This is a genomic window from Caldicoprobacter sp., assembly GCF_047459465.1.
Taxonomy (GTDB): Bacteria; Bacillota; Clostridia; order Caldicoprobacterales; family Caldicoprobacteraceae; genus Caldicoprobacter.
Map to the genome: position 1 here is coordinate 1 of NZ_VSCO01000002.1, position 18,375 is coordinate 18,375.

At 44.9% G+C, this 18,375-nt stretch carries 18 protein-coding genes; 17 read left to right on the forward strand and 1 reads right to left on the reverse strand.

Features of this window, described 5'->3' with window-relative positions; translation table 11 throughout:
- A partial coding sequence (locus FWJ59_RS00270; protein WP_414479977.1) for a TatD family hydrolase occupies nt 1-665 on the forward strand: 665 nt, incomplete at its 5' end.
- Between the two features lie 60 nt (nt 666-725).
- Nucleotides 726-1,316, forward strand: a complete 591-nt coding sequence (locus FWJ59_RS00275; RefSeq protein ID WP_414479978.1) for a TatD family nuclease-associated radical SAM protein — start codon at nt 726-728, stop codon at nt 1,314-1,316.
- Between the two features lie 9 nt (nt 1,317-1,325).
- Here FWJ59_RS00275 and FWJ59_RS00280 read toward each other — a convergent pair whose 3' ends face one another.
- Nucleotides 1,326-3,356 (reverse strand): penicillin-binding transpeptidase domain-containing protein, encoded by a 2,031-nt coding sequence (locus tag FWJ59_RS00280; protein ID WP_414479979.1) that lies wholly within the window; start codon nt 3,354-3,356, stop codon nt 1,326-1,328.
- Nucleotides 3,357-3,696: 340 nt separating this feature from the next.
- On the opposite strand from FWJ59_RS00280, the gene FWJ59_RS00285 reads away from it, so the two are divergent.
- The 15 genes from FWJ59_RS00285 to FWJ59_RS00355 all read left to right on the forward strand — a co-directional run bounded on the left by FWJ59_RS00285 (nt 3,697) and on the right by FWJ59_RS00355 (nt 18,362).
- A complete protein-coding gene (locus tag FWJ59_RS00285; RefSeq protein ID WP_414479980.1) occupies nt 3,697-4,728 on the forward strand; it encodes a G5 domain-containing protein in 1,032 nt (343 codons plus the stop codon).
- A 2-nt stretch (nt 4,729-4,730) separates the two neighbouring features.
- The gene (gene rsmA, locus FWJ59_RS00290) at nt 4,731-5,624 is read left to right on the forward strand and encodes a 16S rRNA (adenine(1518)-N(6)/adenine(1519)-N(6))-dimethyltransferase RsmA (protein ID WP_414479981.1); all 894 of its coding nucleotides are present in this window, start codon (nt 4,731-4,733) and stop codon (nt 5,622-5,624) included.
- A gap of 106 nt (nt 5,625-5,730) precedes the next feature.
- The gene (locus FWJ59_RS00295) at nt 5,731-7,167 is read left to right on the forward strand and encodes a hypothetical protein (RefSeq protein WP_414479982.1); all 1,437 of its coding nucleotides are present in this window, start codon (nt 5,731-5,733) and stop codon (nt 7,165-7,167) included.
- 257 nt (nt 7,168-7,424) lie between these two features.
- Nucleotides 7,425-8,195, forward strand: coding sequence for a sporulation transcription factor Spo0A (gene spo0A, locus FWJ59_RS00300; RefSeq protein ID WP_414479983.1), 771 nt, complete (start codon nt 7,425-7,427; stop codon nt 8,193-8,195).
- Between the two features lie 113 nt (nt 8,196-8,308).
- Nucleotides 8,309-8,614 (forward strand): ArsR/SmtB family transcription factor, encoded by a 306-nt coding sequence (locus FWJ59_RS00305; RefSeq protein ID WP_414479984.1) that lies wholly within the window; start codon nt 8,309-8,311, stop codon nt 8,612-8,614.
- 3 nt (nt 8,615-8,617) lie between these two features.
- Complete coding sequence (locus tag FWJ59_RS00310; RefSeq protein WP_414479985.1) at nt 8,618-10,297, forward strand: FAD-dependent oxidoreductase; 1,680 nt, start codon at nt 8,618-8,620, stop codon at nt 10,295-10,297.
- Between the two features lie 316 nt (nt 10,298-10,613).
- Nucleotides 10,614-11,009: a hypothetical protein gene (locus FWJ59_RS00315; protein ID WP_414479986.1), complete on the forward strand. Its 396-nt coding sequence runs from the start codon at nt 10,614-10,616 to the stop codon at nt 11,007-11,009.
- Between the two features lie 193 nt (nt 11,010-11,202).
- Nucleotides 11,203-11,460 (forward strand): Veg family protein, encoded by a 258-nt coding sequence (locus FWJ59_RS00320; protein ID WP_414480020.1) that lies wholly within the window; start codon nt 11,203-11,205, stop codon nt 11,458-11,460.
- A 77-nt stretch (nt 11,461-11,537) separates the two neighbouring features.
- Complete coding sequence (locus FWJ59_RS00325) at nt 11,538-13,106, forward strand: DUF3794 and LysM peptidoglycan-binding domain-containing protein (RefSeq protein ID WP_414479987.1); 1,569 nt, start codon at nt 11,538-11,540, stop codon at nt 13,104-13,106.
- Nucleotides 13,107-13,334: 228 nt separating this feature from the next.
- The gene (gene ispE, locus FWJ59_RS00330; protein WP_414479988.1) at nt 13,335-14,219 is read left to right on the forward strand and encodes a 4-(cytidine 5'-diphospho)-2-C-methyl-D-erythritol kinase; all 885 of its coding nucleotides are present in this window, start codon (nt 13,335-13,337) and stop codon (nt 14,217-14,219) included.
- Nucleotides 14,220-14,222: 3 nt separating this feature from the next.
- Nucleotides 14,223-14,966 (forward strand): NTP transferase domain-containing protein, encoded by a 744-nt coding sequence (locus tag FWJ59_RS00335; RefSeq protein WP_414479989.1) that lies wholly within the window; start codon nt 14,223-14,225, stop codon nt 14,964-14,966.
- A gap of 118 nt (nt 14,967-15,084) precedes the next feature.
- On the forward strand, nt 15,085-15,771 hold the full coding sequence (spoIIR, locus tag FWJ59_RS00340; protein WP_414480021.1) for a stage II sporulation protein R: 687 nt from the start codon (nt 15,085-15,087) through the stop codon (nt 15,769-15,771).
- Between the two features lie 178 nt (nt 15,772-15,949).
- Nucleotides 15,950-16,660, forward strand: a complete 711-nt coding sequence (gene sleB / locus FWJ59_RS00345; RefSeq protein WP_414479990.1) for a spore cortex-lytic enzyme — start codon at nt 15,950-15,952, stop codon at nt 16,658-16,660.
- 86 nt (nt 16,661-16,746) lie between these two features.
- Entirely contained in the window at nt 16,747-18,093 is a 1,347-nt protein-coding gene (gene ypeB / locus FWJ59_RS00350) for a germination protein YpeB (RefSeq protein ID WP_414479991.1), read from the forward strand.
- Nucleotides 18,094-18,206: 113 nt separating this feature from the next.
- The gene (locus tag FWJ59_RS00355; RefSeq protein WP_414480022.1) at nt 18,207-18,362 is read left to right on the forward strand and encodes a small, acid-soluble spore protein, alpha/beta type; all 156 of its coding nucleotides are present in this window, start codon (nt 18,207-18,209) and stop codon (nt 18,360-18,362) included.
- Nucleotides 18,363-18,375 lie beyond the last annotated feature (13 nt).

The following is an 18,375-nucleotide window of genomic DNA, read 5'->3' on the forward strand; positions in this document are numbered from 1 at the left end:
TAAATGTAGGCTCCACCCTTGAAACTTCTCGCATGTCGGTGGAGCTGGCAGCGCGGTATCCCTTCATATACGCCGCTGTGGGGGTTCACCCCCATGAGGTGTCGCAAATGAGCAGCCGGGATTTGGCTACCCTTGAAGCTATGACTACAGGCCAAAAAGTGGTGGCCATAGGTGAGATCGGCTTAGACTATTATTACGATTTTTCGCCCAGGGAGTTGCAGAGGGAATGGTTTGCCCAACAGATAGACCTGGCATACAGCCTGGGATTGCCCATAATCATACATGATAGGGAGGCCCATGCAGACGTGCTCGACATACTCAAAGCTAAAAAGGACAGGATAGTTGGCGGGGTAATGCACTGCTATTCGGGAAGCTGGGAGATGGCAAAGGATTTCATGGACCTTGGGCTTTACATCTCTCTGGGTGGTCCGGTTACTTTTAAAAATGCTAAAAGGCCGGTGGAGGTAGCTCAAAAAATTCCTCTGGACAGGCTGGTCATTGAAACCGATAGCCCCTATCTGGCACCTACACCTCATCGGGGTAAACGCAATAACCCTGCTTATGTAGGGCTGGTGGCCCAGAAAATTGCCGAGATCCGCGGGATGTCCTTTGAGGAAATAGCTGAAATTACGCTTAACAATGCTAAAAAGCTATTTAAAATATAGTGAATTGTGTTATAAGAAATTAAGATATGATGAGCGGATTTAAGAAAAGGAGATGGAGTAATGAACAACTACGTCTATAGGTTAGGGGATGCTCTATACATCAATTTGACCAATCGATGTACCAACTGCTGCGATTTTTGCATTCGCAATATCCATGACGGCATGGGGGAGTACAACCTATGGTTGGATAAAGAGCCCACCGTCCAAGAGGTGCTTGAGCAGATAGGGGATCCCACTCAGTACAGCGAAATAGTGTTTTGCGGATTTGGGGAGCCCATGATAAAGCTGGAGGAGCTCCTAGAGATTGCCCGCGAAGTCAAGAGAAAAGGAGGCAAGGTGAGGATCAATACCAACGGCCAGGCCAACCTTTACCACGGCAGGAATGTGGTGCCCTTGCTCAAGGGGCTGGTGGATGTAATCTCCATAAGCCTCAATGCGCCCACCGCTGAACAGTATGACGCCATATGCCATTCGCGCTATGGGAAAGAAGCCTTTGAAAATATTTTGGAGTTTGCCAGGGAATGCGTCAAGGTCATTCCAAGGGTGGTGCTTTCGGTGGTGGACGTATTATCCCCTGATGATATTGAAAGGTGTCGCGCCATTGCCGAGGATATAGGAGCACAGCTTAGGGTACGTCAGATGATAGAATGAGGAGGATGCTCACCGGTAATATTCCGTGAACATCCTCCTAGCTATGTCAAGCTTGACGTCTCCTTGGCCTGCTGGTACTTCCAGCGCCACGCATACAAGGAGGGGTTTTTCACTGTTTAGGGTAAATCCGATGAACCAGGCTATCTCCTGGGTTTTATCCCCAACCTGTGCCGTCCCGGTTTTGCCAGCGATGGTAAGCCCGGGAATTTTTACTCTATGCGCCGTCCCAGTTGGATCTTCCACCGTATCCACCAGCATGGGCAGCAAGGTTTCCACATGCTGTTGGGGTATGGCGCTTTCCAGCCATGGTTTTGGCTGTAAGGATTCCACGATTTGCCCCGAGGAGGTACGGATTTCCTTTATGATCTGTGGAAGCATCATCTTGCCGCCATTGTAGAAAGCGGTATACATGGCAGCCAACTGTAAGGGAGTTATCAGCATTTCACCCTGTCCGTAGCTGGTATTGGCAAGCAGGGCATCGCTCCATTGGGTGGCATCGTTTTTCACCTGGGAATTTTTCACCGGCAAAATAAATGGTAGGGCTTGACCTATGCCATATCGGGTAGCTAAGCTTTCGAAGTTTCTGTAGCCTATTTTTAGTCCCGTCCATGCGAAGAATATGTTATCTGACCACACGATGGCGTTGCGTAAATTTACATCCCCTGCTGGATGGGGCACCCGTCTAATAGGGGGAGCAGTCCAGTTTGACGAAGGGATCCATTCCTCTTTTTGGGCTTCGGGCACTACTGTTTCCGGAGTGATGACCCCCAGCTCCAGAGCCATGGCTGCCGTAAAGGGCTTGAATACAGACCCCGGTGGATACAGGCTTTGTATGCACCTGTTTACAAGGGGATGGTTAGGGTCCTGGGATATCGCTTTCCATAAGGAAGGAGACACTCCCACGGGGAATACGTTGGGGTCAAAGGAAGGTTGACTTACCATGGCCAGTATTTCGCCGGTTGATGGATTTAATGCTATAACGCTACCTCTATGATCTTTTAATGCTTCGTATGCGGTTTTTTGAAGATGAGGGTCGATGGTCAGCATAACGTCGTTGCCGTCCTGGGCTTCCACACTGGCTATGATATATTTTTGCTTTCCTTCTTGGTCTTCTATGTAGAGGGTATAGCCTTTCTGCCCTCTTAAGCTTTCTTCCAGCGCTGCTTCTATTCCCTGTCGTCCAATCAGGTCATCTGCTTCATATCCCTTGGATGCCTTTTCCTTCAGCTCATCCTGATTGATCTTTTGTACATATCCCGTTACATGCGCAAATGCTTGTTCCATGGGATACTGACGTGTGGTATAGCTTTTGCTGGACAACATGACCCCTTTTACCTTGAGAAGCTCACTTTTGTACTCTTCGGAAATATTAAATGGTAAGTTTTTGATGGGAACGAAGAAGTCGGGGTTGTCCTTTACCCATTTTTGGTTGAGTATGCTGTGTATGGCGCTTTCGTCCATTTCTATGAGGGACGCCAGGGCTTTAACAAAGCTATCGATGTCCGGAATGGCTGAAGGCTTGGCTCCCACCGTATAAGCCGGACCGTCAACAGCCAGCGGATTTCCTTCCCTGTCGGTTATGGTTCCCCGTTTGGCTGTGTGCTGTTTGATTCTCACTTTATCCCCTTCGCCCATGATGGGAAATATGAGGGAAGGGGACCATGATATCTTCCATTGCTTATCCTCCAAAACCAGCGGAAGGGTATATTCATATTCGAAAGTTCCCACCGTATTGGTATAGAACTGGGCCTTAAAGGGAAGATAGGCCTCATCCTCTTCGATGACAATTTCCTGTGCAGTGATTTCCAACTTGTCTAATTTGATAGCCGAAAATATGTTGGTATACCTGTTTACGAAGTCCTGTTGATTGATGGAGGATTGGGATTCCACAGACAAAAGTTCATACATGTCCTGATAGTTGCCCTGTTTCCAAGCCTCAAGATAAGCGTTGGCAGTCTCTTTTGGATGGGGCTTGGAGCAAGCCGGTACTGTGAAGCAGATAATCAAGCTCAATGCTATTAATACTACCAACCTTTTCATGAGGGCATTTCACCTCTCTGCCAAATTCGTGCTTTTGTATATTTTATCATACATCCTTTAAATATTCACCTGGTGAATTTTCGTTGTGATATACGATAAAGAGTATAGAATCGACATCATTTGGAATAATATAGAAATAAATAGAATAAAAAATTATGGATAAAAGTTTGAGCGTGGCTTCGTTGATGGGGACTTTATGATTAAAGCTATACCTATGCTATAAATATTACAAAACGTTGACAAAATATTAAAAAAATATTACAATGTGTAACAGATTTATTATTTGCGTTTGTTGTGCGTAGCCCACGCGATGCCTTGATGAATAAAAGGAGGGTGATTCATGAAACCTCAAATAGGCGGGGCAAATAATGCGCTGAGAGGCAAGTTTAAGTTCTTGTTGATGGTACTGATTGCCCTGCTTATATTAGGCGTAATTTCGGCCGCAGCTGTCTATTATATAGACAGCATAAGCTATGCGGTCACATTGAGGGATGATGGACGAGAGGTAGAGATAGTTACTTTAGAAAAAACGGTTGGTGAGTTTTTGGAGAAATATGAAATTGAGCTGGGACCAGGGGACAACATAAATCTTCATAGAGACGACAGGCTTTATGATGGCATCGTAATTGAGATAACGCGCACTTTGCCTTTTTACGTCGTAGCCGATCAAGAGGAAAAAACGGTATACCTTCCTCAAGGAGCTACGGTGGCTGATGTGCTCAAAAAGGCGGGCATTGCTTTGAGGGAAAAGGATGTGGTAAACTACAGGTTAGATGCAGGTGCCATTCCTGGGGAAAAGGTCATAGTAACCAGGTATGATGAGGAGGTCATAATAGAGAAGGAGCCCATTGCTTACAACGTAATTATCAAAAAAGATGACAATATGGATGAGGGAGAACAGAAGGTTGTCCAGGAAGGAAGAGAAGGGGAACTTCAAAGGAAGATACTGGTCACCTACCGGGATGGCCAGGAGATACTGAGAAAGGTGATAGAGGAAAAGGTGGCGGTACAGCCGGTAGACCGGGTTGTGCACGTTGGTACGGTAAAGAAAAAGATAACTTCCCGTGGAGATGTTTTGCGCTATTCCGCAGTAAAGACCTTTGTAGCCACCGCTTATACCCATACCGGCAACCCTACCAAAACCGGCGTTATGCCAAAGGTGGGATACATCGCGGTAGACCCTAGGATAATTCCACTGTATAAGACGGTGTATATAGAGTTCCCTAAGGGATGGGAGCATTTAAACGGTTACTATAAAGCCATGGATACTGGGGGAGCTATCAAGGGCTACAGGATAGATGTATTTATGGATAGCGAAAGTGAATGCATTAATTTTGGGAGAAGGAGTGTCAAAGTATACTTTCCTAAATGACGATGGGTAAGGATATACAATCGCTTACTTCGCCGAGAGTGGTCAAGGAGCTTATGGCCCGATACGGGGTGAGTTTTAAGAAGGGTTTGGGGCAAAACTTTCTAATTGATAGAAACATACTTGCCAAGATAATAAACGCGGCTGAACTTGATGGAGAAGATTTGATACTGGAAATCGGAGCAGGGATAGGGACCTTGACCAAGGAACTGGCCAAAGCTGCCAAGCAGGTGGTAGCAATTGAGATAGACGATAGGCTGTTGCCCATTCTCCATGATGTGCTTTCAGGTTACTCCAATGTGAATCTCATTCACGGGGATATTCTCAAGCTGGACATAAAGCAAGTGACGGAAGAATACTTCGGTGATCAGCCGTTTAAAGTGGTGGGCAATTTGCCGTATTATATCTCCACGCCGGTGCTGATGATGTTTTTGGAAAGTGGCTTGCGTTATGAGTCCATGGTAGTCATGGTACAGAAAGAAGTGGCGCTGAGGATGACGGCTGCGGCTGGCACCAAGGACTACGGAATGCTGTCCATTGCTGTTCAGTATTATACCTGCCCTGAAATAATAGCTATTGTGTCGGCCAATGTGTTTATTCCACCTCCCAAGGTGGATTCTGCCATCGTGTTGCTTAAAAGAAGACCCTATCCCCCGGTTCGGGTGGAGGATTCCCAGTTGTTTTTCCAAGTGGTAAGGGCGGCTTTCGGCCATAGACGAAAAACCGTACTTAACGCGTTAACGGCGTTGGAGCTGGAAGGTGTGGATAAGGAAAGATTACATGCTGTACTGAACAGATGCAGTATTAACTCACCAATGCGGGGTGAGGACCTCACCATACAGCAATACGCTGATATAGCCAATGAGCTGTGGTTTGAGAGCAAAAAAGTTTATAGATGAGCGTACACTGAATGATGGGAAACCCCAATTCGTGAGAATTGGGGTTTCTTTTTTTGTATTGTCTCATATATTTATAGTAAATAAAAAAGTAAAGGAGGGAGAAGAGTTGGCTAGAGGGTATTATCATCGTTCGTTTGTTATTTTACAACCTTGGGATACAAAGTTCAACATGAAAGCAGAAAAGTCACCTGCGGGCTATTGTAAAATTGAGGTGCGAAATGATAAATGCAGGATGTATTTCCATGTACAGGATTTAAAATTTCAGACGGCTCAGCAGGAAAGCTATGACATTTTTCTGGTATCGGCACAGGAAGGGATATCTCCTCAAAGGATTGCTACTATCGACGTTGATTCACGAGGGCGCGGAGAATGTGTTGTGGAAGTAAACGTAAACGATGTTGGTGGTTCGGGCTATTCTCTTGACCAATTCCATGGACTAGCCGTTGTACGTCATGATCGTGACGATATCAGCTATCCTTTGGTGGGTTATGCCAATAAGCGAGTAGAACTGGATTGGGCAGGACGAATAAAAAAGGATATAAGTAGATTTTACAATAAGTCTGTCAGGACAGTGGCTGAGAGCAGGAAAGAGAGCAGTCAGATGAGGTTGGCTGAGGAGAATAGGAGCGAGAAAGCTCATAAAGAGCCGTTATTACCCATTGACGATAAAAAGCAAAAAAGCATACAGGATATAATTACAGCGCTGGCGCCTTTGTTGCACAGTAAAATACAGGAGGGGCAAGAGGAAGGCAATAAATTACAGATGCAACAGGCATATGAAAAAGAAGATTTGGATACTGTTAAGGGTTTGACTGGCGACAGAGAAAAATCAGAAGACACCGCCATGATAAAAGAGCAAAAGAAAGATGAGAAGGATATTGATGTACAGCGCGATGAAGGCCGTAGCGCATCCGAAATGTTGCAGGATGTATTTGAGGTAAGAGAGGACAGGGTTGTCTCCGCGGACACTAATGGGAAAAAGGATGCTATGCTGGAAGAGGCACCTCAAGCACACACGGAAGACAGAGAATCAAAAGCCCGAGAAGCTGTGGTACAGGAGATGTCTCCCGAAGGAGGGCAAATTCAAGAGCAGGCTGATGCGGATGAAAGCAGACCTGCTGAGGGAGAAAGCAAGATTCAAGGGCATACAGCCGAGCTATCGAGGGAACAAACATACTGGGATAAAACCAAGGATTATTATATCAAGTTGTTTGAAACTCACAGGAGGGTTTATCCGTTTATATGGGAAAAGGAAGAAGTTCAATGGGTGGAGGTACCATATGTGGACGATTACAGCCAGTACGCCTACATAGCACCTCAGCATATTGATAACGTCTATTATGACCATTACATCGTGGGGCTTGTAAAGGAAAAAGGAGAGGTTCGCTATGTAGCATATGGGATTCCGGGGCCATACGGCTCCATGCCTCCCGTGTTTATGCAGGGATTTTCTAGATGGGTTCCATCAAGGTACGGTTATGGAATGGGATATTGGCTGATGTATGTTGATGCCTATACTGGAGAAATTGCATATCCATATTAATATGCCTTCTGGCCAGGTTAGGCATAGGATTGGGTTGACAAATTGAGGTGTGAAAAAAGGACAGCGCTATCCTTGGCGTTTTGTCCTTTTTTGTTTTCAAAAATGTTGTTGCCTCCATCTTCCAAACTCCAAAGAAATATGGTAAAATAAAAAAAGTATTTTACAAATTATACTAATTATGTAAAATTTCGACTTAAAATAACAAATTTCGCATAAATTTAACATTAAATGCATTAATTTGAGGGGTGAGGGTAAAAATGGAATCGAAAATTAGAGTTGTCGTCTTGGATGATAATATGGGCATAAGGGAGATTTTAAAGGATTACGTCAACATGCAGGATGATATGGAGGTGGTTGGAGTAGCTGGAGATGGAGTGACAGGCTTGGAAGTCATAAAGGCAACTTGTCCCGATGTCGTCATCATGGATATGATCATGCCGCAGCTGGATGGGTTGGGGGTGCTTGAACACCTCAATACGGGTAGTTTGCAACCTTCTCCTTCGGTGATATGTTTATCAGCGGTAGGGCAGGAGGACTTAATTCGCAAAGCCATAGAATTGGGAGCCAAATATTATATGGTAAAGCCCTTTGATTTAGCAATGATGGTAAAGAGGATAAGGGAAGTCGTGCGTAAAATCGAACCTGCTAAGGTCAATGCAGCAAGTGTCGTAAAAAGTGAAAACCTAGAAGAAAGGATTTCCAGTATATTTTTGACTATCGGAATCCCCGCTCACATCAAAGGTTATCATTTCTTGAGAGAAGCCATCAAGATGGTGGTGGAAAACTCCGAACTTATAAACTGCATTACCAAAGAGCTATATCCGGGCATTGCCAAAAAATTTAATACCACCCCCAGCAAGGTGGAACGGGCCATTCGCCATGCCATCGATGTGGCATGGAGCCGCGGTAAAGTGGAAAATATCAACAAACTGTTTGGGTATGTTGTATACAGTAAGAATGAAAAGCCTACCAATGGAGAGTTTATTGCGTTGGTTGCCGATAAGCTGAGCATGGAATGGTCGGCATAGTTGTTGAAGGTTTAATAAATGTTGACAGCGCCTTCCTATCATAATATGATAGTACAAGGATATAATAGATAGACGACGTGGAAAATATTCGTGATGGGAAGGATGGATTATAAATGGACCTGTCCAAGTATCAGCATAAGGCTGAGCTTTTAAAGGTATTGGGGCATCCTGTAAGGTTATGTATTGTACACGGCCTTATGCATAATGAGTGTAACGTATCGGGAATTCAGGAGTGCTTAAAGCTTCCCCAGTCCACAATTTCCCAGCATTTAGGAATATTGAAGGCCAGAGGTATCATTAAGGGAGAGCGACAGGGGGTGGAGGTAAAGTATTCGGTAGTCCACGATGATGCCATCAAAGTGGTGAAGATCCTGTTGGATGATGAGCCCCTTTTTTCTGCGGGGTCAAAGGAGGAATAACTTATGAGTAAGAAAAAGCTGGTTGTGATTGGGGATGAACTGGATGGTATAAGGGTAGCTGCCAGGGCTGTGCGGCAAAATCCAGAGATAGAAGCAAAGGTGTTGATGCCTAGAGGACGTTTTTCGTTTGATCGTTACATACTTGCCTATTTCATTCAAAATGCTGATGAAGATGTTTTTTCTTTTATGGAAAGCGTCATGGAAAGTTATAAAGTCCAATATGGCATTGACATTTTAACGCATCTTAAAGTGATCGACATCCTTCCTCTTGAGAAAAAAGTGGTGTTTGAAGACTTAAAAGAAGGGGTTAGTTCAGCAGTAGAATATGACAAGCTGGTCATTGCCACTGGAGTTGTTCCGGTTGTTCCAGAGGTAGAAGGCATCAATCTGGGCAACGTCGTGTTCCTCACATCACTAGATGATATTATGGCCATCCAGGAGGGAATAGAGTCCGGGCTAATAAAGAAAGCAGTTGTGGTAGGAGCTAGTATGGCGGGAGTTTACACAGCTGAAAGCCTGTGGAAACGGGGTATTAAGGTTACCCTTGTGGAAAAAGGCCCACAGATCCTCCCCGAGTTGGATATGGAGATGGCTGAGCTGGTCAGCAGGCAGATGGGGCATAAAGGCGTTGAAGTGCTGGTGGGAGAGAAGGTCTTATCATTGATAGGCAATGCAAAAGGAGATGTGGTAGAAGTCCATACCCCCGAGCATATAATTCCTGCTGATTTGGTCATATGGTTGGAGGACATAAAACCCGATGTGGAAATAGCCAAGAAAGCGGGAATTATTATAGGGGATAGCGGCGCAATCGAAGTAGACAAGTATATGGAGACCAATGTGCCCGGCATATACGCTGTTGGTAGCTGTGTCCAGAGGATTCATCATATAACCGGTAAACCTGTATGCCTTTATAAGCAGGCCGTTGACGATATGGCGTTCTATGTGGTCAGCGAGAATATAGCGGGTTCAAATGATTGTTCATTGGAGAAAGGCGTGTTGGGCACCATAAGCATACAGGCTTTTGACCTTGGGATAGCCAAGACTGGCCTTTCTCTACAGCAAGCCAAGGAAGAAGGCTATGAGGCCGAGACAGCCATCATCTCGGTCTATGACGATAAGTATGCGTGTGGTAGTAGTTATAGAGAAAATGTGGTTAAGCTGGTGGTAGATAGGTCAAATGGCAAGATATTGGGAGCGCAGTGCGTGGGAGGAGTGTTGTCAGATAAATTGGTGGATGCGGTTGCCGCTGTCATAAGTATGGGTGGTACGGTTAAGGATTTGGCCATGCTGGATGTGACACGTCATTTTTCGTATTTCATGAACCTGCATCCCCTTTCTCTGGTAGCCCATGTGATGCTCAACAAGCTGGAAGGTAAGTTTAAGGGCATTTCACCCCTTGAACTAAATGACATTATGCGCAGTGAAGAAGTTATTCTGTTGGATGTTCGTACCCCCTCGGAGTTTAAAATGGGGACGTTGCCGGGTGCCATAAATATACCCTTAGAGGAATTGGAAGCTAGGAAGGATGAATTAGACAGGCAACGCAATATAGTGTTGATAAGCGAAAGAGGTCGTAGGGCCTATCTTGCCTTTATTAAGCTTAGGCAAATGGGCTTTGAACGTTTAAGCGTTTTAGATGGTGGATTGCTCGTATATCCTTTTGCGTCGGGTGTGGATATGTAATGTGGGTTTTGTGGAAAAGTAGGCCTATATATCCACAGTTGGAAAAGCTATAAAATGAAGGCCTGGGGATAATTATGTGGATATTGTGGATAACTTTATGAACAATTTGTAGATAATTGGTGGAGGAAATATCTTGATTTTGATATAGATTTATATTAATTTATTAAGGGAATTTTATAGAGGCCCGTGAATAAAAAATAAGCGTATACCGCACAATTTATTTAATCTGTGTTTCAATTGAAAATTACATATAAGACAAATCTTGTTTCCGGAGGGATATAAGGGGATGGCCTATAAGAAATGCCCACGATGCAATTTGAACTATATTAAAGATACCGAGTCTTTATGTAAGGTATGCCTGGAGGAGGTTGGTAAATCTCTAAGCGATAACGATAGGGAAGAGGAATACGATATTTGCCCAGAATGCGGTGAAAATATCATTGAACCAGGGGAAGAGATGTGTGATCAATGTGCCATGGAACGCATGAAAGAAGGAGAGCGCATTGAAGGTGACGGCTGGGATGATTTCTTATTAGCGGTTGATGAAGACGACGAGATATTTAACCAGGATATCGACGACGATTTAAGTTCGCTGGAAGATTTGGGCGATTTAGAAGACTTAGCTGAAGCAGAGGACTTGGAGCCCCTCGAGGATTTGGAGATCGATGAAGAAGTCGATGAAGAATTTGAAGGGGACGAAGAAGAGGAGTAATTTTTGGAAACATAATACGACTATATGCGCCTATGCTGTATTTGATAGCATGGGCGTTTTTGTTTCTGTAACAGGATAAGGGATGCCTATTGTTGGCATCCCTTATCCTATAAATTTTTATTTTCAAATATATTTTATGCCATTTGTGGCAAAAATAATCCTAGACGAAATTTTGTTTAAAAAGGTGAGACTTATGATTGACGCACAGGCATTGATGAGGGTCAGAAAGGCAGTAGAGTCCAATATAGGAGAGAGGGTAAAACTAAAAGCAAATAGAGGGCGAAAAAAAAGCCTTGTTAAGGAAGGGGTTATCCAGGAGGTCTACCCCTGCATCTTTACGGTGCGCGTCAACATCGATGACAGGTCGATCCAAACGCTTTCATTTACATATTTCGATATACTCACATCCAATGTGGAAGTAGTAATATGCAAAAATAACGAGAGGATTTAAACATATTTTTCGACTGTCACCTATATTTATTATAATAGATATCTTTATGGGACAAAAGCATGGGAGGAGGAGTGAAGGTGACCGTCGAATGCACGAGGGATGTTTTGAAAGTGGACCAAACTGTGGGGCAACAGCTATCACAAGTGCTGGTAGAAGGGGATGTTGTGGTTCCAGAGGTTAAATCCGATATCGCCAGGATACTGGACGTTGACGGTACGGTAATTGTAAATAGCAAAGAGGTAATTCAGGACAAGGTTATGGTAGAAGGAGCTGTGCTGTGTACAGTTCTATATGTTGGCCAAGGCGATTCCCAGCTTATAGAGAGCCTAGAGACAGAGATAGGCTTTACCCATTACCTGGATGTGCCGGGCGCCAAGCCCAACATGCTATCCACGTTGAAGTGCCAGGTGGAGCACATTGAGTATGAGGTCATAAACAGCAGAAAACTTAGCATAAAAGCGGTGGTCAACCTGCACAGCAGGGTTAACGAAGTCATTGGGCTGGAGGTCATACACAACTTTAAAGATATGCCGAATATACAGATGCTGAAAGACAAGGTAGCGGTATCGTACAGCCAGGGGCAGGGCAGTTCCCAGGGTATAGTAAGAGAGGACCTGGAGTTGGAAGAAGGGATGCCTTCTATAAAGAAGATATTGAAGAAAAGCGCTTCGGTAAAGGTCAATAACAGAAAGGTCATGGATAACAGGGCGGTCATTGAGGGAGATATAAGGATTCAGCTGGTTTACCTGTGTGACGACCCCAACGAACCCCTTCAACATGTGAACTATGATATGCCCTTTACCCATTCTGTAGACATTGTAGGGGCATATCAGGGATTGGAGTGTGCTGCCGACGTATGGGTACAGGAGCTCTTCGTCGAGCCGAGGGAGGATATTAATGGAGAGATGCGGGTGCTCAATGTGGAAGCAGTGATAGCAGCTGAAGCTCGGGTATTTGAGACCGAAACAAAGGAGCTGTTGATAGATGCATACTGCCCGGGATTGTCCATTCAGCCCAAGAAGAGAAGAATAAGGTTGACGCAGACGGTGGGAGAAGTCCAAGATCAATTGGTGATAAAGGACAGCGTGACATTCCCGGAAAACGTTCCACAGGCTGCCAGGATTTTGTATGTGGAAACAAAACCTATCATCACAGATCAACATATAAGCGATGGCAAGGTAGTCATTGAGGGAGTGCTGGTGAGCAAGGTAATCTACCAATCCACCGATCCATCCTATGGGCTGGCCAGCATAAAGGAGGATATCCCCTTCAGGCATGGCATAACGGTTGAAGGGGCACGGGAAGATATGGAATGCCAGAGCCAGCTGATGGTAGACCATACCAGCTGTACTTTGATTGCCCCTGATGAAATCGAACTTCGTGCGGTGTTGACGGCGGAGGCAAGGGTGTTCTCCAGCTTGGAAAAGGAAGTATTCCTGGATGTTGAAGTTGAGGAGCTGAAACAAGGGGAAGACGCAGGGATTTACGTGTATTTCGTTCAGCCGGGAGACAGCCTGTGGTCCATAGCCAAAAAGTACAACACTACGATAGACACCATATTGAAATATAACGATATAGCTGAGTCGCAGGTATTGACTCCGGGAGAGAAGCTGCTCATCTATAAGAAGCTTGAGGTTTCGCTGTAAAACCCAAAGTAATTTTTAAACTCATGCGTGTTCATGCCCCTGAGAAATTAAGGCTAACATTTATTTGGGCATGAAAACACGCCTTTTGTTTTTATAGGCTACCAAGTTAGTCTCCTTTCAACAGCTGATAAAGCGATAAAGCCATTGGCAAGATACTGTATGCTAATGTATAATTTACTAAAGTGCTGCCTTTTTAATAAAACTGTAAGGATAAGGATTGGGGATACGGTGAGAAGGATTGTTTTAAAAGCTTATGCCAAAATCAATTGGGCGCTGGACGTGTTGGGCAAGCGCTCTGATGGATATCACGAAGTACGGATGGTCATGCAGTCGATAGATTTATGGGATATGGTCTCTCTTGTGGAAAAGGAAAATGGAATAAGCATCGTATGCAATATGAATGGCATACCTGTAGATGAGACAAATACAGCTTATAGGGCTGCTGCTTTGATTAAAGAAAGGTTTGGCATAGAAAAAGGCCTCGAGATTGAACTACAGAAACGTATTCCCATAGCGGCGGGTATGGCTGGAGGAAGCGCTGATGCCGCTGCCGTATTAGTAGGGCTTAACAGGATGTGGGGTCTCAATCTTCAAGACGGGGATCTTATGGCTCTAGCCAGCTTTATAGGTAGCGATGTGCCGTTTTGCCTTGTGGGAGGTACTGCTCTGGCAGGGGGCAGAGGGGAGGAGATAACGGCGCTTTCTCCGGTTAAAGGGATATGGCTGGTGCTGGTAACCCCTGAGCAACGCATCTCCACAGCCGAGGTCTACGGCAGGTTGAATTTAAGCCGGATATCTGTAAAGCCCGATATAGCCAGCATGGTGAATAGCTTACAGCGCAGGGATCTTGAAGGTATTGCCCGGAACATGATAAACGTTCTTGAGGGAGTAACCGCCGAATTGTGCCCTTGGATAGATGTGGTTAAGAGCGATATTATGGGACAAGGGGCTATTGGGTGCTGTATGAGCGGGAGCGGTCCCACTGTGTATGGCCTTTTTGGGGACGAGGGTGCGGCGCGAAAAGCATATGCGGCCTTAAGGCATAGATATCCGCAGTGCTATGTAGCTCAAACCACTGGTTTGGGAGTACAGGTAATGGAGGAGGCTTTTTAAAGCATGAATGCGGTAATATTGGCAGGAGATAACCAGGCCGATCTGGCCAGGATTAATGCAGCCAATAAAGCACTGCTGAACATCTGTGGCCGTCCGATGATAGAATACGTCGTTGATGCCTTGAGGAACTCTTCTTCGGTGAGCAGCATTTCCATAGTGGGGCCGGTTAAGCTTTTAAAGGAGTGCATTGGGAATAGAATAGACTATTATTTTGAGGATAGGGGTTCATTTTTTGAAAACCTAGAAGCCGCAATGCAGCCCTTTAAAACCGATAGGAGGGTTATAATTGTCTCATCCGATATACCGATGATTACAGGTCAAGTGGTGGATGACTTTGTGAACCGATGTATAAACGCTGATGCCGACCTGTGTTACCCAATTGTTGAAAAGAGCTTGAATGAGAGCATGTTTCCCGGCTTTAAAAGGACCTATGTACGTCTTAAAGAGGGTACCTTCACTGGAGGCAATATGTTTTATGTAAATCCTGCTATTATTGACAAGTGCCGCCAGTTTGCAACCCGACTGGTTGAGTACCGAAAGACCCCATGGAAGACGGCCAGAATTTTGGGACTTGACCTGTTGATTCTGTTAACTATAGGCAGGTTGTCAATATCAAAGGTAGAACAGCGCTTTTATGAGCTTTTGGGCATAAGGGGAGTAGCCATCATATCTCCTTTCCCACAGCTGGCCAACGATGTGGATAAACCCAGCGATATTGAGATGGTGGAAAAATACCTTGCCCGATGATTAAAAAATTGAAAACTGTCAATACTTCTAATATCAGCTTAAAGTACGGCAGGTATTGGGGGTATTGACAGTGAAGCGCAAGCCATGGGCTGTGTACTTATTTATAATTTCCTTGATAATGCTATTGATAGCAGCTGGTGTGTATACAAATGCTTCTCAACAGCAGTACATACGCTTTCATATAGTAGCCAACAGCGATTCTCCTGAAGACCAAGCCTTGAAGCTTAAGGTGCGGGACAGGTTACTGGAAATATTTGGCCAGGAGTTTGCTGATATCAATTCTATGGAGACGGGGAGGGAGAAGATCAGAAGCAGCTTAGACGAGATACAGAGGATTGCACTTCTTGAAGTAGAACAGGCAGGCAAGTCATACCCCGTGCAGGTTCAATTTGGACGCTTTTTGTTTCCCACTAAGGCATATGGTCATCTGGTTTTGCCGGCGGGGGAATATGAGGCTTTAAAGGTAATTATAGGAGATGGTAAAGGGTCTAACTGGTGGTGTGTAATGTTTCCGCCCCTGTGCTTTATAGATATCTCTCACGGTGTGGCCAGGCACAGCGAAGAGGCAACAAAGGTTGGTGGCGCTTCACAGGCTAATATAGCTAGCGAGGTTAAAGGCAATAACCCCCAACAGGAAAGCCCTGCCAAGGGTACCGAATCTATGAAGCTTGGTGAATGGGAAGATAAAGGAGATTTGACAAGTTATAGAAAAATAGAATACAGATGGAAGGTAGCCGAATGGTTAAAGATTTCGGAAGTTAGAATAAAGAGGCTGCTTTCCTTTTTAAGCTTCTGGGATCGATAAAAAGGTGCCTATGGCACCTTTTTATCATATAAGCGTAAACCTACTTTTGTTAACCGTAATTTAAAGAGTTGGATATGGAAACTATCTGAGCTTTATATAAGGAATATTTCGGTAGGTATATTCAGTTTAGGGTTAACAAAAAATATAACAGAAGCCATATGCTAGAAAGGGAGATGGTATGGGGCATAAAAACAAGCTTTCTGTTATAGCTGTTTTGTTAACCCTTTTTATTTGCGGCACAATGCTGATGGAGCATTGGAAAAGTCAAAATGCGGCCGTCGAGACCATACTGTACTGGGGCTCTACCGGCAGCAAGGTGATGGAGGTTCAGAGAAAACTCAAACAGTGGGGCTATTACGATGGACCCATAGATGGGATATACGGTGCGAAAACCTTTGAAGCCGTAAAGCTTTTTCAAAGGAAAAATGGACTGAAAGTAGATGGGGTGGTAGGGCCTCAGACGGCGGCAGCTCTGGGCATCACCCTGAATGATACTTCTACTTCTTACCAGCCTTCAAGGGGTGGTGGAACTTCCAGCAGCGGGGATTTGTACTTGCTAGCCAGGCTGGTACATGCTGAAGCCAGGGGAGAACCTTATATTGGAAAGGTAGCGGTGGCGGCGGTGGTATTAAACCGCGTAAAGCATCCTGCTTTTCCCAACACCATTGCAGGGGTGATATACCAACCGGGTGCCTTTACGGCTGTTACTGACGGCCAGATAAACCTGGCTCCTGATGAAGAGGCGCTGCGGGCAGCCAGGGATGCTCTAAACGGATGGGATCCCACTTATGGTGCTCTTTACTATTATAATCCGGCCAAGACTACCAGCAGTTGGATATGGTCCAGACCTGTACACATCGTTATCGGGAATCATCGCTTTGCTAAATGAGCTGTGATAGCGTGAAACAGATTAATTTATATATCTATGGCGCACAGAAGAGGGCAGCAGTACTGATATGACGGGAGGCAGTGCATATGATCAGGTGGATGCTGACGATAGTATTAGCAGTGGCTTTGATAGCGGTAGGATTGTGGGGATACAATCAGTATTTACAGAATATGGAATACCGCAACTACATAGAAAATCTGTATCAAAAGTCGTTTTTTGAGCTTGTAGGGCAGATAGGCGATATAGATACAAAGCTTTCCAAGCTTATGGTGAGCGGGGATCAAAGCCAAAGCATGGTGCTGCTCGCCGAGGTATGGAGGCAGGCTGATGCCGCCCAGGTAAACTTAGGGCAATTGCCATTGGGCCATCTGTCGCTTATAAAGACCTCGAAGTTTATAAACCAGCTGGCAGATTACTGTTATTACCTTACCAAAAAAGTGGGGCAAGACCGGACCATATCATTGGAGGAGATGGATAAACTGCAAAAGTTACGTAACAATTGTGCACAGTTGAATGAAGAGCTTAAAGTATTGGTTGATAATCTCAATTCAGGCGGGGTCAAGTGGGGCGAAATAAGGCAAGCCAAAATCAAGCAGGAGCTCAATGAAAAAGCAGAGAACCTAATTGAGCAACAGTTTATCAAAATAGAGAGGACCGGTATTGATTACCCAACGTTGATATACGATGGACCGTTTTCCGAAACGCTTCAGCAGAGAAAGGATATCCGTATTCAGGGTGAGGCTATTGATCAAAAGAAGGCCCAGGAAATTGCTGCCGACTTTGTAGGGAGAGCCAGGGTAGGCGAAGTAAATGACGGTCCTGAGACCACGGCCGATATAGAGACCTGGGGAGTGTATATAAAGCCCAAGGATGGCAATGGAACCATCTTTGTCTCGGTAAGCAAAAAGGGCGGCAAGGTAGTGAATATGATTTCTGACGGGGAGATTAAATCGGCCAAGCTCTCCCTTGAAGAGGCACAGGATAGGGCAGAAAGGTTTTTGGCCCAAAAAGGATACAGCTCCATGATACCTACTTATAGCCAGAAGTTTGATGGTACGCTGGTAATAAATTTTGCATATAAGCAGGGCGATGTCATAGTATATCCCGATCTCATTAAGGTAAAGGTATCGCTCGAGGATGGCAGTATCGTTGGTTTTGATGCGCGCAACTACCTGATAGCCCATAAAGAGAGGGATATAGACCCTCCAAAGCTGTCGCTTGAGGAAGCGCGCAAGCTGGTAAATCCCAATCTCAAGGTAAAGTCGGAAGGGTTGGCCATCATTCCTACCGAGTCGGGCGGCGAGAGGCTGTGCTACGAGTTTAAGGGTGAATATGGAGGAGACAACTTCATAGTCTATATTGATGCAAACAATGGAAAAGAAGTAAATATATTGAAGATTATTGATACCGGCGATGGAACCTTGGTAATCTAGCCATATTTTTTGCAGCATAATGCGCTTTAAGGCCGGAAAAACTATTATCAGCAAAAGATAAATAGTCTTTTGCTTTTAAAGGGGGTATTATCGTGGCTAGAAGGCGCGGAATTATGTCCGATAGGCTTAAAGAAGAGATTGCCAAGGAATTGGGCGTATACGACATCGTCAAGACTAGGGGTTGGGGTGACGTCTCTTCCCGGGATTGCGGAAATATAGTTGCCAAGGCTATAGAAATGGCCGAGAGGAGCATAAGTAGGACCAACTAGCCATATAATGCTA

Coding starts and splice junctions, on each gene's coding strand:
- FWJ59_RS00275 (WP_414479978.1), top strand. CDS start 726: ATGAACAACTACGTCTATAGGTTAGGGGATGCTCTATACATCAATTTG.
- FWJ59_RS00280 (WP_414479979.1), bottom strand. CDS start 3,356: ATGAAAAGGTTGGTAGTATTAATAGCATTGAGCTTGATTATCTGCTTC.
- FWJ59_RS00285 (WP_414479980.1), top strand. CDS start 3,697: ATGAAACCTCAAATAGGCGGGGCAAATAATGCGCTGAGAGGCAAGTTT.
- rsmA (WP_414479981.1), top strand. CDS start 4,731: ATGGGTAAGGATATACAATCGCTTACTTCGCCGAGAGTGGTCAAGGAG.
- spo0A (WP_414479983.1), top strand. CDS start 7,425: ATGGAATCGAAAATTAGAGTTGTCGTCTTGGATGATAATATGGGCATA.
- FWJ59_RS00305 (WP_414479984.1), top strand. CDS start 8,309: ATGGACCTGTCCAAGTATCAGCATAAGGCTGAGCTTTTAAAGGTATTG.
- FWJ59_RS00310 (WP_414479985.1), top strand. CDS start 8,618: ATGAGTAAGAAAAAGCTGGTTGTGATTGGGGATGAACTGGATGGTATA.
- FWJ59_RS00320 (WP_414480020.1), top strand. CDS start 11,203: ATGATTGACGCACAGGCATTGATGAGGGTCAGAAAGGCAGTAGAGTCC.
- FWJ59_RS00335 (WP_414479989.1), top strand. CDS start 14,223: ATGAATGCGGTAATATTGGCAGGAGATAACCAGGCCGATCTGGCCAGG.
- spoIIR (WP_414480021.1), top strand. CDS start 15,085: ATGCTATTGATAGCAGCTGGTGTGTATACAAATGCTTCTCAACAGCAG.
- sleB (WP_414479990.1), top strand. CDS start 15,950: ATGGGGCATAAAAACAAGCTTTCTGTTATAGCTGTTTTGTTAACCCTT.
- ypeB (WP_414479991.1), top strand. CDS start 16,747: ATGATCAGGTGGATGCTGACGATAGTATTAGCAGTGGCTTTGATAGCG.
- FWJ59_RS00355 (WP_414480022.1), top strand. CDS start 18,207: ATGTCCGATAGGCTTAAAGAAGAGATTGCCAAGGAATTGGGCGTATAC.